Here is a 13,200-nt window from a genome sequence, read left to right as displayed (position 1 = left end):
TTTGTAATAAGAAAACCCCGCGTTGGACGTGGGGTTCAGTGTACGCTACGCGTTTGACCAGAAATCCTCTCTCCGTTAGGATATAATTGCGGTCTGCCAACTGCAAAATCCTAGGAGGAGGAGATCATGGGTCTTAACGACATAAATAGTCTATCGCATTCGAAATGGAATTGCAAATACCATATAGTATTTGCACCAAAGTACAGAAGAAAAGTGTTTTATGGACAGAAAAAAGTAGCAATAGGAAAGATTTTAAGACAACTGTGTGAATGGAAAGGGATAAATATTATCGAAGCTGAGGTATGTCCTGACCATATACATATGCTGGTTGAAATACCACCCAAAATGGCAGTTTCAGGCTTTGTAGGGTACTTAAAAGGTAAAAGCAGTACGCTAATATATGAGCAATTCGGCGAACTAAAATATAAATATAAAAATAGGTCGTTTTGGTGCAAAGGATATTATGTAGATACGGTTGGAAAAAACACGAGCCGAATTGCGGAGTACATAAGAAATCAACTTGAAGAAGATAAGTTGGGAGATCAATTAAGTATAGCCGAAGTTGGATATTTAAGTAAAAAGAAAAAGTAAACTAAGTGAACGCAGTTGGCAGAAGCGTTTACGCGTTGGACGCGTAGCGAGGAGCAAGGGCTATGCCCGAATGTGAAAAACCCCACGTTCAACGTGGGGATGGTTTTTCTATAATAAAGATCCTCACTAAACAAAGGTATATTTGTTTATGATAAAGTCCGATGCAGACTGTTGAAAGCGTAGAAAAAGAGAAGATATCAGCGCGTTTTAGGGGTCGACTCTATGCTCAAAATCATATATAATTGGAAAGGAAAATTGGAAGTTAGTAAGCTTTGACGAAGCGCGTATGTGCTAGGAAATGGAGGAGTATTTGAAGGATAAGAAGCTTGGGGCAGTTATATATGCGGTTTTAGCTGCTGTTTTTTATGCGATTAATACTCCTATATCTAAACTCTTGCTAGATCATGTTCCTTCAGTTTTTATGGCTTCGTTTTTATACTTTGGTGCAGGTATAGGCGTTGGTACCATGTACTTATTTAATAGAAATAGAGTTAAGGAGGAGAAGCTAGAGAAAAAGGATTTGCCTTATACTCTGGGAATGATTATCCTTGATATCGCTGCTCCTATATTCCTGATGATTGGAATAAGGCTGGGACATGCTTCAGATGCTTCGCTTCTTGGAAACTTCGAGATTGTTGCAACAGCCATGATTGCGCTTCTACTTTTCAAAGAAAAGGTTTCAAGAAAACTATGGATGGCGATAGCGCTGATAACAGTTTCTAGCATAATCCTATCAGTAGACGGAGAGAGTGAATTTAGTTTCTCGTATGGATCAATTTTCGTCTTACTCGCAACACTTTGTTGGGGAATGGAAAATAACTGTACGCGAAGCATTTCGGATAAGAGTACATATGAGATTGTAACAATAAAAGGACTTGGCTCAGGCACAGGATCTTTCATAGTAGCTATATTAATGGGAGAGAGCTTGCCAGAGATAAAGTATGTTTTCTTTGCAGGAGTGCTAGGCTTTATTGCTTATGGACTTAGCATTTTTACATATATTAGAGCACAGAGATATTTAGGGGCGGCTAAGACTAGTGCGTTTTACGCCATTGCACCGTTTATAGGGGCGGCTTTTGCCTTTGCCTTGCTTGGGGATGAGCTTACTTGGAAATACTTAATTGCTTTAATAATAATGATAATCGGAACAGCTTTTGTTGTATCTGATTCGCTAGTTCAAACGCATAGCCATGTTCACAGCCATTTGATAAGGCACACGCACGATGGTTATACGCATACACATTTGATAGAGCATGGACATACTCATAGGCATATTGGAGATTCGGAAAAGCATGAGCATGGGGCAGATAAGAGTTTTGAAGAGAGCGAAGAGCATCGCTTAGATCATAAGCGTAGATTGAGTAAAAAGGAAGATGAGGATTAGGATGAAGAAGAGATACCTTTTTTGTGTACTTATACCAATTGGATTAATTTCGTTGGTTCTAGGAGTAATGGGAGTTATTAGCTTTTTTAAAGCAGGTGTCATTTATGAGGTAGCATGCGATAGAAGTGAGGGAACTATGCTAATTCCTGCAAAAGGCACTTATAGCATTTGGCTCAGTGGTCCAAATAGCAGTGTCAATAGTATTGCACCTTCAAAGCCAAGGCTAGTAAATGATGAAACAGGTAAGGAAGTTGAGCTATCAAACCCACTAGGAGAGTCGACTGTAACTGTAAATGGAAATACAAGAGTAAAGATATATACTTTTGAGACTGAAGCTGGTAGCTATACAATTTCGGCAAAGAATGAAGCAGGATCAGAAGATGGAAAAGAAACGCTTGGAGCAAGAGTAATCGGAAGAGAATATGCAGACTATAGCAGCTTCACACTTCAGGTGCGTAATAGCACAAACTTTATATTCATAGCCCTAAGTGTAATTTTGATTATATTAGGTGGACTTATGATGCTTGCTGGAGTGATTTTACCGATAGTACTTACATTAAGTGCTAGAAATAAAATTTAATTAAAGTGCGGATTTGAAATATGTGCTTATATTATTAAAAAAATGGCGCCCAAAGAAAGTTTTGGACGCCATATTTATTTTTGATTGCTGTAGTTTTGACTTATTTTCATCCGGAGTTTGCTAGCTATATTGCAAATGAGTAGTCCCAGCAAAGTATGCCCAGTATCATTAGGTGAGCTGGATAGAAGACATAGAAGAACCACTTGTTGAAAGCGGCCTTGCTTCCCGGCTTTCCGTTATAGGCATAGATGATTGGAATTACTAGTACTGTACCGAGCTGCCAAATTTGATATTGCCACGGCTCGCCATGTTGCAGTGCGAAGTAGACGCTAGCTGCAAAGGTTGCTAGGCTGACTAGCAAATATCCTATGGCCTGTCTATCCTTATTATCTTTGTTGAAATAGATGGATAGAGTGAACATCGGTGCTAGTATTATCCAGTCTGATAGCATTGAGAGGAATAGAAGCAATACTACAGCGACTACTCCTGGTATTTTGCCTATAGTCTTTAAATTTTCGATTACAGCCATTATTGCAAAAGCACAAGCCAAGGTGAATATGACATTACCCATAGGTCCGGTATAGCTACCGAAACCGAAATACGAAAATGGTAGCTGAGATATAAGGGCGAAAACGAGAAGTCTTATAAAGTATTTTTTTCGATTTGATGTATGTATAAAGCCTTGCGCTAAAACAAAGCACATGGATGGAGCTGCAATTCTACCAAATAGTCTCATTACCATGTAAAGGGTAGAGCTAGATGGCAAAAATGCATAGGCTATGTGGTCACAAAGCATTGATATTACTGCTAAATACTTTATCTGATTTATGTTCATTTGTCTTGTTATCTTTCTTGTTTTCTGAGTTTGATAGATAGGACAAAGCAGATGCAAAGCAGTGATGTGCTAAACATCATGAACCAAGCTGCAGCATCTGAGCTATCGCCTGTGTTTACAGGGCTAGCCTTAACAGTATTTGCAGGCGGGATGCTTGGGCTTGCGAGTTTGGTATTAGTCAGCGTTGTAACTGAACCATCTGCATTTGTCTCTATATCGAGCTTGTATCCTGCAGGGACGCTGAATTCCTTTACTGTCCAGTTATAGCTATCATCTAGGTTTGTCCAGGTGTATGTCCATCCATTAGCTGCATTTAGCTCTACTGGTGCACCGTATGCTAGACCATCTTGATAAAGCTGAGCCTGAATAGATGTCTCAGAACCATTTTTCCAAACCTTGTTTACAGTGTGGCTTGTGTAGTGGACGGTTTTGTTGTTGAATAGGAAATTAAGGTGCGCTCCCAAAGGAAAAACTCTAGTACCATTTTCGTCTAGGGTAAATAGACTTCCAAATGCATCGTAGGTTTTTCCTTCTACCTCATAATAATCGATTTCATTTTTGTAGAAACTGCCATCAGGATTGATAATTGCTCTATAATGCAATCTGATATTGTATATCTTAGGGTCGTATTTCATATCAGCTATTCCCGTAGGGATTTGTTTTAATGTAAAATCTCTATATCCAGGACCTTGTTCTGGAACTTTAAATTGAATATATATCTTGAAAATATTATATAATTGTAATTCAATGTTACTTCCGTCGCCGTATCTGTTTACAAATGGTTCAGGAACTATACTGTCAATACTTTTATCGTAGCCAATCAGATTTCCTTCTGAATCTCTAAGCTCAAAATCGAACCTTCCCAAATAATCTGGTGCAGGTGCGGAACCATCAACTGTTGCTACAATCTTTGTGTAATTTGGAACTTCGTAGCTAGCAAATACACTTCCTAGTGCGAGTATATTAACAAGCGCAAGCGTGCATAAAAGCAAGCTTATTTTTCTAATCTTCTTATTCATTAAATATCCCTTTCTTAATATAAATCTAATCCTTAACATTTCCTTCTTTTGAATGTTCTATAATTGTATCATAAAACTCAAAACAAATATACTAAATAAATAACTCGATTATACAAATTTCTTAGATGTTGATTTTTACATAATTTTGCTCTATATTTATATTATAATAAAAGGCTTAGGTAGAGACCAATTTGGTTTTACGGATAGTCCAATTGTTATCTATATATCAAAAGGGGATTCCAATGATGAGAATATCAAATAGAACTAGTAAAAGCGTAAGCGCTAGTAAGCATCGTCTTACTTTGATTTTAATAATAGTGGCTCTTACTTTTACAGCTATCCTTTCGGGGTGCGCGAGGAATGGTGACATATCGAAGAAGCTTCAGGCAGATGGATTTAATATTCACATCTATAGCGATGATGACATTGAGACAAGAGAGCAATTTGATGAACTTAAGAAGGATAAGTACTTTGTCAGGTTTGAACTCAGCTCTTCAGGTCCTTTTTACATTGAACTTGCATATGAATCAGGAAAGCTTAGAAGAATAATTTGCGACAATGGCTTTGATGACAGCAGCGGTGCTTTTTATGTCATAGATCTTGAGAAATCTACTGAGTACTACTGCGCTTATTATCTTCAGGATTACGATGCACCGTCGGAATATTATTACAAGATGGTAAAGGGCTCTATGAAGGATGTTATTTACTTCTTTGAACCTGAGAAAAAGCTAAACAAGGAAGACGGAGAAAAATATATTGGCTTTGTTAAGGAGTATTTGAATAAGTACGGACTTGATAAGGAAAACCTGTTAAACTTGGGAAAAGAGACTAGGTATTTTAGGGATTATTTGCCGAAAAGGGATGAAATTCAAGACGGTGAGGATGAGAATAATTAAAATTTTGAGGACGAAATTGACGTCCTCTTTTTATTAATAAAAATTTGTATAAAAATATGATAAATAGTTTACAATTTGCTGAAGGTTTAGGTTATAATAAGGCAAAGGCATTAATTTGATTGTAAAATCAATTATTTATTTAGAAAAGCGAGGTTAAGAAATGAGCAAAAGAAAATCGTGCGTTTCAATCCTGCTGACATTGGTGCTTGTTATATCAACATTCACCCTTTTTGGCGTGAGATCTGAAGCAGCTACCGTGACGGTAACAAGCGTTGCGGAATTGCAGCAGGCGATTAACAACTCTTCAGGCGAGACAGAAATAGTATTAGCGAATGACATGCAGCTAACTGCGACAGTTACAGTGCCAGCAGGTAAGAGCATTACACTGCAGGGCGGAGTGACTTTGACAAGAACATCAAGTGCAATTGCCTTTGATATCAAAGAGGGCGGTAGCCTTACATGGCAGGATATCAAGCTTGATGGAAATGCTAAGGACACAAACTATAAGAGTGCTGTAATTAACAACCAGGGAAAATTGACAATTAATGGTGGAGAAATCAAGAATGTGAGATCAAACAGTGCAATGGTAGGTATTGTAACGGCAAAGGGCCCTAATGCAGTGCTTACAATGAACGGTGGATCAATTCATGATAACTACATGAGCAACCAGTTTACGAATGTTGTTAAGATTACAGAGGGCGCTTCATTTTTCATGAATGGAGGAGATATCTCAAACAACACTCTAGAGCATGGCGGAAGCAGTGGTCTAAACTCAGCTGTTGGAGTTGAAGGTATCAAGGGAAGCTCTACTATGGAGATGACAGGTGGTACCATCACAGGTAATACTGCAGAATATGGTGGAATACTAGTTGGAACATATAGTACAAACTACACAATGCAGAATAACTTCAGTAATCCAGCACACTACTATTCAACAGGTACTCTGAACCTAAAGGGTGGTACTATCTCTAATAATACAGCAGCAGTACTAGGTGGCGGTATAGCCGTAAACGGTACAGGTAAGCTAACCATGGATGGTGGTACAATCAGTGGCAACAAGGCTCCGTTCGGTGGTGGTATTGGTGTAGTTGACTATCTAACTTCAGCTGATGGAAGAAGATTTGGTGAAGCACGCTGGAGAGGCTTCTTCCCAGCGAGCGTTACAATCAATGATGGTCTTATCACAGGTAATGAGGCTACTATGACAGCTGTTACAAATCAGATTACAGACCCGAATGCTGAGAACGGAGTTGGTGGCGGTATCTATGTTGCTTCCAAGGAAGTTTACATCAATGGCGGCCAGTTCACAAACAACTCTGCTGGTAAGCAAGGTGGCGGTATCTATGTTGCCTCCGTGCCATACAAGCTTCAGATGGGTAAGACTCTCGTAACAGGTAACACTGCTACTAAGATAGGTGGAGGAATGTGGCTCTGCCCTACAGGAAGTGCAACAACAGCTGTTACAAACGGAGCATCATTCTTTGATAACAAAGCAGGTAACGGTGCAGAAAACAACGATACAGGCTCAGCAGGTGATGATGTAGCATCAATCAATAAGCAGGACCCAGCAACACAGACTTTGATTCTTTCTAACAATGGTCTTGATAACTGGCTTGTACACTGGTATGAAGACGGTAAGATTGACGAAGCTTACCTAGGTAACTCAGACGGAAGCCCAAGATATCCAAACACTGTTAGCCCAGTTGTTGACAGAGGAACTCTTGATGGAATAACAGAGAAGATTGCTCTTAAGGCGATTGTTTCTGATGAGGGTAAGGCTGCAGCAAGAAACGTAGCTAAGGTTATCGTTACAGGTAACACCGCGCCTCGTGGTGGTGGTATCGGATCAAACGGTGCAGTAGTATTTGGTAGAGATCCAGTTAACTACGACAAGGTTGACTTGACAGTATCGAAGAAGTGGGAAAACAGCAACACTAACCACGTTACATCAGTTACTGTTGGTCTCTTCAGAATAACAAAAGCTAACTTTGATGCAGTTGCCCTAACAAATGCAGACGGAAGCGCGCTTGATACAACAGGAATGAGCGAGAGCGAAATCTTCCAGGCAAAGGTTGACAAATTAATGACTTCTGGTGCTAATACATATGCACAGATTGACCAGGTTGCTTTGAGTAGTGCAAACGACTGGAAGTTCAAGTTCGTAGACCTACTCAAGTACGACATGGTAAACGATGCTCAGGACACAACAAATCCTAATATCTACTTCGTAAGAGAGATGGATACCGATGGAAACTGGGTGGCAAATGATGCAAATGCTACATTTGGAGCTCAGCAGATAAGAGCTAGCTACAAGGCTACAAAGAACGCTTCTGGCGCTTATGATCAGGTCATCACTAACGAAGAAGTTAAGCTCAGAGAAATTGAGGTTACTAAGAAGTGGGTTGGTGACAGAGAATCAAAGGTAGAAGTTCAGCTTTACAAGAACGGAAACCCTCTAGGAGCTAGCAGAGTTCTAGAAGGTGCTAATAACTGGAGAACCAAGTTCGATAACCTAGAGGTTAGAGATGCTGGTGCAACAGAGGACAATGTTTACAGTGTTCGTGAGGTTGGCGAGGCAAATGGTGCTATCAAGATTGGCGCAAAGCACTACAAGGTAAGCTATAGCGCAATTGACCAGGATGGTAAGATGACTATAACAAATACCAAGAATCCTACACCAAAGAAGGATAAGCCTCCTACACCAAATACTGGTGATGGCTTCGGAAGCGGCATGACAGCACTCTTTGGACTAAGTGCACTTGGACTACTCGTACTTGTTTACAACAAGAGAAGAAGATATCAGTAGTTAAGTAATTAAATAAATATAAGTAAATAAATAAACGTTAAGGCTCCTGCTACTTTAGATAGCAGGAGCTATTTGATTTAAATGCTACGAAAAGTAGCGATTTTATTTAAAATGTGAAGAAAGATTGCTTGTTTTGGAAATAGCTATTTGCTATGGTATGTGCATGTAAAACGAAAATGGAGGATAAATTTATGATATCAATGAGAATTAGAGAACTTAGAAAACAAGCAAAATTATCACAAGAAATGATGGCTGAAAAAATAGGGGTCTCTAGGCAGGCTATCACGAAGTGGGAAACAGGACTAGGCGTTCCAGATATTGAAAATCTAGTAGCAATTGCTGATTTATTCAAGCTTTCTTTAGACGAACTAATGGGCAGGGATATTGAGCATGAAACACTTGCAAAAGACTATCTATATGAAAGTGTTACAGAGTATGATATAGACGGCAAAAAGGACTTTGATATTAGCTTCATGGGGGCAAATAAGCTAAAGCTTTATGCATATGAAGGCGAAAAAGTTAAGGTGATTTTGCTTTCCGATACAATTTCCGATATTCAAAATGAATTAAAAACTAAGATTGACGACATCAAAAGAAAAATTGACATTGACATCAAAAGAGTTGGAAATTTATCGGAAACAGTTGCAAAGAACGAACTAACAATCAAAATTCTAATCCCACAATTATATATGGGTGAAGTAGATTTGAATGGCAATACAAATATACTTGAACTGAAAAACCTTGAACTTGATAATATCGAATTTGGTGGGAAGTCAAAAGAAATAACCCTGGAAAATATAAAAAGCCATATCGAAATTGATACAAATGAAGACGCAAAACTATATGTTAAAAATGTAGAGGGAGCGCTAGATATTAATCAGCTTTCAGCCACATCTAAACTATATATAGCATCTACTGATGAATTTGGATTTGTCACAAAAGGAGTACTAAATAAAGTTTTATGCAAGCAGGATACGCTAAATATAAAGGAGGTTTCTGAGGAGCCTAAACTAGTTATAGAACTTAATGGAATAAAAAGTGAATTATCTATTTGCCATATGGAAGACAGTATGCTGTAATGTCACATGTAATCTGTAATGATGATTTTGACCTTTTCGCTATTTAAATTTAAAATTGCAGCGAAAGAGGTTTTCTATAATTAAAAGTGAATATAGACCATGGCTCCTGTTACTTAAGATAGCAGGAGCCTTTTTCTTGTTTTAAACAGCAGCATAGAATATAATTGTAGATAGATTAACACTGGGATAAAGAGTAAGTTTTTTAACATGTTATTGAGGTATTGTTTACAAAGAATATGTGAGGATGTCTAATGAATAAGCAACAGCTAGCATCAAAGATTTGGGAATCAGCAAACAAAATGCGTTCTAAAATCGAAGCAAACGAGTACAAGGATTACATTTTAGGATTTATTTTTTATAAGTTTCTCTCTGACAAGGAGTTGAAGTATCTAAAGGAAAACGACTATGAAGATGCTGATATAAGAGAGCTAACAGAAGAAGATGAGGATGCAGTTAAGGATATTCAGACAAGCATAGGCTATTTTATATCATATGAAAATCTTTTCTCGACTTGGCTTGAGATGGGAAGCGATTTTGATGTTGATAATGTTAGAACTGCATTGTCAGCATTTACAAGACTGATTAGTGAATCACATAAGAAAGTCTTCAACAAAATATTTGATACCCTGCAAAGTGGACTTAGCAAGCTAGGAGACAGCTCCAAGTCACAGACAAAGGCTGTAAGTGATTTGATTTACTTGATCAAAGACATACCTATGGATGGTAAACAGGATTATGACGTTCTAGGTTTTGTTTACGAATATCTTATAAGTAATTTCGCTGCAAATGCAGGGAAAAAGGCTGGCGAGTTTTATACACCTCACGAAGTTTCAGTCCTCATGTCTGAGATAGTTGCAGAGCATTTAAAGGATAGAGATAAGATTGAAATATACGACCCTACTAGTGGATCGGGCTCGTTGCTCATAAATATAGGTAAGAGTTTATCAAAGTATATGGATAACTCAAACGGCATAAAGTACTATGCTCAGGAGCTCAAAGAGAATACATATAATTTGACTAGAATGAACCTCGTTATGCGTGGAATTATACCAAGTAATATATACGCTAGAAATGGAGATACACTAGAGGATGATTGGCCATATTTTGATGATGCTGACCCAATAGCAAGCTATGATCCTCTCTATGTTGATGCAGTTGTTTCAAACCCTCCATATTCACAGAACTGGAACCCATCAGGGAAAGAAATGGATCCTAGATATGCAGGATACGGAATCGCACCAAAGAGCAAAGCTGATTATGCTTTTTTGCTACATGACCTATATCATCTAAAACCGGACGGAATCATGAATATTGTACTTCCACACGGAGTGCTTTTCAGAGGTGGAGAAGAAGGTGAAATCAGAAAGAACCTCATAGAGAATAACAAAATTGATGCTATTATTGGCTTACCTTCTAACATCTTCTTCGGTACAGGAATACCAACCATTGTTATGGTTTTGAAGCAAAAAAGAACGAATGACGATGTTTTGATAATTGATGCATCAAAAGGATTTATAAAAGAAGGCAAGAACAACAAGTTGCGTGACTCTGATATTAAAAAGATTGTCGATACATTTAAAAACAGGTTGTCAATCGATAAATACAGCAAAGTAGTATCTAGAGATGAAATCAGACAAAATGATTATAATTTGAACATACCTCGCTATGTTGATTCATCAGAAAAAGCAGAGAGCTGGGATATCTATGCGCTAATGTTTGGTGGAATCCCAGAAAATGAACTAAGCGATTACAATGAGTATTGGAATGCTTTTCCAACTCTAAGAGATGACCTATATTCCAAAACAGGAAGCTCGTATTATGGTCTAAATACAGATGATGTTAAGGAGACCATTAAAAATAACAAAGATGTGAGAGCCTTTATAGAAGAGTACAAGAATGCCTTTAACGGATTTGATGAAGCCCTTGAGAATATCTTGATTAAAAATATCGAAAGTATCAATATTTCAATGGCAGAAATACTGATAGGCGATGAGATCTTTAGGAGAATTAAGGATAAACCTCTTGTAAATGCATATGAAGCATACCAGCTCTTTAGTGATGAATGGAGTACTGTTAGTGTCGATTTAGAAATAATACAGACAGAGGGCTTTGAAGCTACCAAAAAGGTTGATCCTAATATAGTATCAAAGAAGAAAGACGGAAAAGATGTTGAGGTTCAGGATGGTTGGGCTGGTCATGTAATTCCATTTTCTTTGGTGCAGGATAAAATTCTTTATGCTGAGAAGAAAGCTTTAAGCGATAAAGAAAATCGTCTTTTGGATATAAAATCACTGTACGAAGAGCTACTAGAAGAGTTTAACGAAGATGAAAAAGAAATGGATTTCATCACTGAGGATAGGGACGCCTTTGTAAATTCAGAGGTAATAAAGGCATCAAAGAACAAGGAATTAGAGGAGGAAACCTTAGCAAAGCTTAAGAAAGTTGTAGATATAATCGACGAAGAAAAGAAGCTGAAGAAGGAAATCAAAACTCTTAATGCCGAACTAGAAAATGAGACAAAGAAAAGAATAGAAGAGCTAACAGACACAGAGGTAATTGAGCTACTAAAGGATAAGTGGATTACTCCAATAGTTAAAGGGCTAGATGTAATACCAAATAGAATTATTGAAAGCCTATCATCAAAGATGGAATCCCTCGTGAAAAAATATGAGTTAACATTCTCAGATGTTGAAAAGGAAATCGCCGAAACTGAAAAAGCTCTAAGAGATATGCTTGATGATATAGAGGGTTCTGAGGAGGATCTTCTTGGACTTAAGGAGCTAAAGAAACTACTTGGGGGTAATTAATATGACAGAAAACAGAAAAACTCCTAAGTTGAGATTCAAAGGTTTTACAGATGCTTGGGAACAGCGTAAGTTGGGAGAGATATTCGAAGAATACTCTGTGAAGAACCACGAGGAGTTACCCGCTCTTATGATTATTCAAGGTTGTGGCACAATACGAAGAGATGAATCTGAACGCAGTTTGTTATATGACAAAGCAAATTTATCTAATTATAAGATGGTAAATGAAGGGGATTTTATCGTCCATCTTCGTTCCTTTGAAGGTGGTTTGGAAATGGCAACAAACATTGGAATAATAAGTCCTGCTTACCATACATTTCATGGTGAAAATACAGATTCAAGATTTTATTATTCGTATTTTCGTTCAAAAAAATTTATCGATATTGACTTAAAACCTCATGTATATGGAATCCGAGATGGTCGTAGTGTTGATGTAGAGGGAATGAAAACAGTAAAAATTCCTTTTACAAGTTATGATGAACAAAAAGCAATTGGAATGTATATTAAGCGCTTCGACAACCTTATCACTCTTCATCAGCGTAAGTTAGAACGATTGAAAAATGTAAAAAAATCTATGCTTGATAAAATGTTCCCTAAAGATGGTGAAGTTGTTCCTGAAATAAGATTTAAGGGATTTACTGATGCTTGGGAACAGCGTAAGCTGGGGGATATAGGAACAATTACGACTGGTAGCACACCATCAACATCTATTCCCGACTACTATTCAGATGATGGAATCATATGGGTTACTCCGACGGATATAAGCGAGAACATAACATTTAAAAGTGCAAGAAAGTTGAGCGAATTAGGTCAACAGGTTGGACGTGTTGTTCCGAAAAATACCATACTCGTAACATGCATTGCGAGTATCGGAAAGAACACAATGCTTGGAAATACGGGCAGTTTCAATCAGCAGATTAATGGATTGACGCCAAACGAAAATAAATATGAGCCTTATTTTCTTTTGATAGAAAGTGAGATATGGTCTGCTCAAATGAGGAAGTCGGCAGCAGCTGGAACAATGCAGATTATAAATCGTACAGAGTTCTCAGGACTCGAAACTTGGATACCAAAATTAAATGAACAGAAGGTAATCGGAACATATTTCCGCAACCTTGACAACCTTATCACTCTTCATCAGCGTAAGCTAGATAAATTAAAAAATATAAAAAAATCCATGTTGGATAACATGTTTGTATAATTTTG

At 37.8% G+C, this 13,200-nt stretch carries 10 protein-coding genes and 1 other RNA gene; 9 read left to right on the top strand and 2 right to left on the bottom strand.

All coding sequences use genetic code 11. From position 1 onward, the window contains the following. The first annotated feature begins 13 nt into the window (after nucleotides 1-13). The 4 genes from ADJ67_08215 to ADJ67_06660 all read left to right on the top strand — a co-directional run bounded on the left by ADJ67_08215 (nucleotide 14) and on the right by ADJ67_06660 (nucleotide 2,555). Nucleotides 14-123, top strand: a non-coding RNA gene (locus tag ADJ67_08215) — Hfq binding sRNA. A gap of 3 nt (nucleotides 124-126) precedes the next feature. Beyond that, nucleotides 127-591: a transposase gene (locus ADJ67_06670; GenBank protein AKT47347.1), complete on the top strand. Its 465-nt coding sequence runs from the start codon at nucleotides 127-129 to the stop codon at nucleotides 589-591. 298 nt (nucleotides 592-889) lie between these two features. After that, nucleotides 890-1,975 carry a membrane protein gene (locus tag ADJ67_06665; protein AKT47346.1) on the top strand — a complete coding sequence of 362 codons (1,086 nt, stop codon included), beginning with the start codon at nucleotides 890-892 and terminating at the stop codon, nucleotides 1,973-1,975. 1 nt (nucleotide 1,976) lies between these two features. Next, nucleotides 1,977-2,555: a hypothetical protein gene (locus tag ADJ67_06660; GenBank protein AKT47345.1), complete on the top strand. Its 579-nt coding sequence runs from the start codon at nucleotides 1,977-1,979 to the stop codon at nucleotides 2,553-2,555. 124 nt (nucleotides 2,556-2,679) lie between these two features. On the opposite strand, the gene ADJ67_06655 is transcribed toward ADJ67_06660, so the two are convergent. Both ADJ67_06655 and ADJ67_06650 read right to left on the bottom strand, forming a co-directional pair. Further along, entirely contained in the window at nucleotides 2,680-3,390 is a 711-nt protein-coding gene (locus ADJ67_06655) for a hypothetical protein (GenBank protein AKT47344.1), read from the bottom strand. A gap of 8 nt (nucleotides 3,391-3,398) precedes the next feature. Beyond that, nucleotides 3,399-4,409 carry a hypothetical protein gene (locus tag ADJ67_06650; GenBank protein ID AKT47343.1) on the bottom strand — a complete coding sequence of 337 codons (1,011 nt, stop codon included), beginning with the start codon at nucleotides 4,407-4,409 and terminating at the stop codon, nucleotides 3,399-3,401. A gap of 242 nt (nucleotides 4,410-4,651) precedes the next feature. On the opposite strand from ADJ67_06650, the gene ADJ67_06645 reads away from it, so the two are divergent. From ADJ67_06645 to ADJ67_06625, 5 genes are all read left to right on the top strand, one after another. Further along, the gene (locus ADJ67_06645) at nucleotides 4,652-5,305 is read left to right on the top strand and encodes a hypothetical protein (GenBank protein ID AKT47342.1); all 654 of its coding nucleotides are present in this window, start codon (nucleotides 4,652-4,654) and stop codon (nucleotides 5,303-5,305) included. A 160-nt stretch (nucleotides 5,306-5,465) separates the two neighbouring features. Then, entirely contained in the window at nucleotides 5,466-8,111 is a 2,646-nt protein-coding gene (locus ADJ67_06640; GenBank protein ID AKT47341.1) for a hypothetical protein, read from the top strand. Between the two features lie 191 nt (nucleotides 8,112-8,302). Then, on the top strand, nucleotides 8,303-9,190 hold the full coding sequence (locus ADJ67_06635) for a hypothetical protein (GenBank protein ID AKT47340.1): 888 nt from the start codon (nucleotides 8,303-8,305) through the stop codon (nucleotides 9,188-9,190). Nucleotides 9,191-9,441: 251 nt separating this feature from the next. Next, nucleotides 9,442-11,997: a type I restriction-modification protein subunit M gene (locus ADJ67_06630; protein ID AKT47339.1), complete on the top strand. Its 2,556-nt coding sequence runs from the start codon at nucleotides 9,442-9,444 to the stop codon at nucleotides 11,995-11,997. A gap of 1 nt (nucleotide 11,998) precedes the next feature. Further along, nucleotides 11,999-13,195 (top strand): hypothetical protein, encoded by a 1,197-nt coding sequence (locus tag ADJ67_06625; GenBank protein AKT47338.1) that lies wholly within the window; start codon nucleotides 11,999-12,001, stop codon nucleotides 13,193-13,195. Nucleotides 13,196-13,200: the final 5 nt, after the last annotated feature.

The sequence above is a fragment of the Eubacterium sulci ATCC 35585 genome, from assembly GCA_001189495.1.
In the GTDB taxonomy this organism is placed as follows: domain Bacteria; phylum Bacillota; class Clostridia; order Peptostreptococcales; family Anaerovoracaceae; genus Eubacterium_B; species Eubacterium_B sulci.
The sequence above is the reverse complement of the archived record's forward strand: the minus strand, read 5'-3'. Positions and strand labels throughout refer to the sequence as shown.

Bases quoted from the DNA above. Each gene is read 5' to 3' on its own strand.
- ADJ67_06670 (AKT47347.1), top strand. From the start codon at position 127: ATGGGTCTTAACGACATAAATAGTCTATCGCATTCGAAATGGAATTGC.
- ADJ67_06665 (AKT47346.1), top strand. From the start codon at position 890: ATGGAGGAGTATTTGAAGGATAAGAAGCTTGGGGCAGTTATATATGCG.
- ADJ67_06660 (AKT47345.1), top strand. From the start codon at position 1,977: ATGAAGAAGAGATACCTTTTTTGTGTACTTATACCAATTGGATTAATT.
- ADJ67_06655 (AKT47344.1), bottom strand. From the start codon at position 3,390: ATGAACATAAATCAGATAAAGTATTTAGCAGTAATATCAATGCTTTGT.
- ADJ67_06650 (AKT47343.1), bottom strand. From the start codon at position 4,409: ATGAATAAGAAGATTAGAAAAATAAGCTTGCTTTTATGCACGCTTGCG.
- ADJ67_06645 (AKT47342.1), top strand. From the start codon at position 4,652: ATGATGAGAATATCAAATAGAACTAGTAAAAGCGTAAGCGCTAGTAAG.
- ADJ67_06640 (AKT47341.1), top strand. From the start codon at position 5,466: ATGAGCAAAAGAAAATCGTGCGTTTCAATCCTGCTGACATTGGTGCTT.
- ADJ67_06635 (AKT47340.1), top strand. From the start codon at position 8,303: ATGATATCAATGAGAATTAGAGAACTTAGAAAACAAGCAAAATTATCA.
- ADJ67_06630 (AKT47339.1), top strand. From the start codon at position 9,442: ATGAATAAGCAACAGCTAGCATCAAAGATTTGGGAATCAGCAAACAAA.
- ADJ67_06625 (AKT47338.1), top strand. From the start codon at position 11,999: ATGACAGAAAACAGAAAAACTCCTAAGTTGAGATTCAAAGGTTTTACA.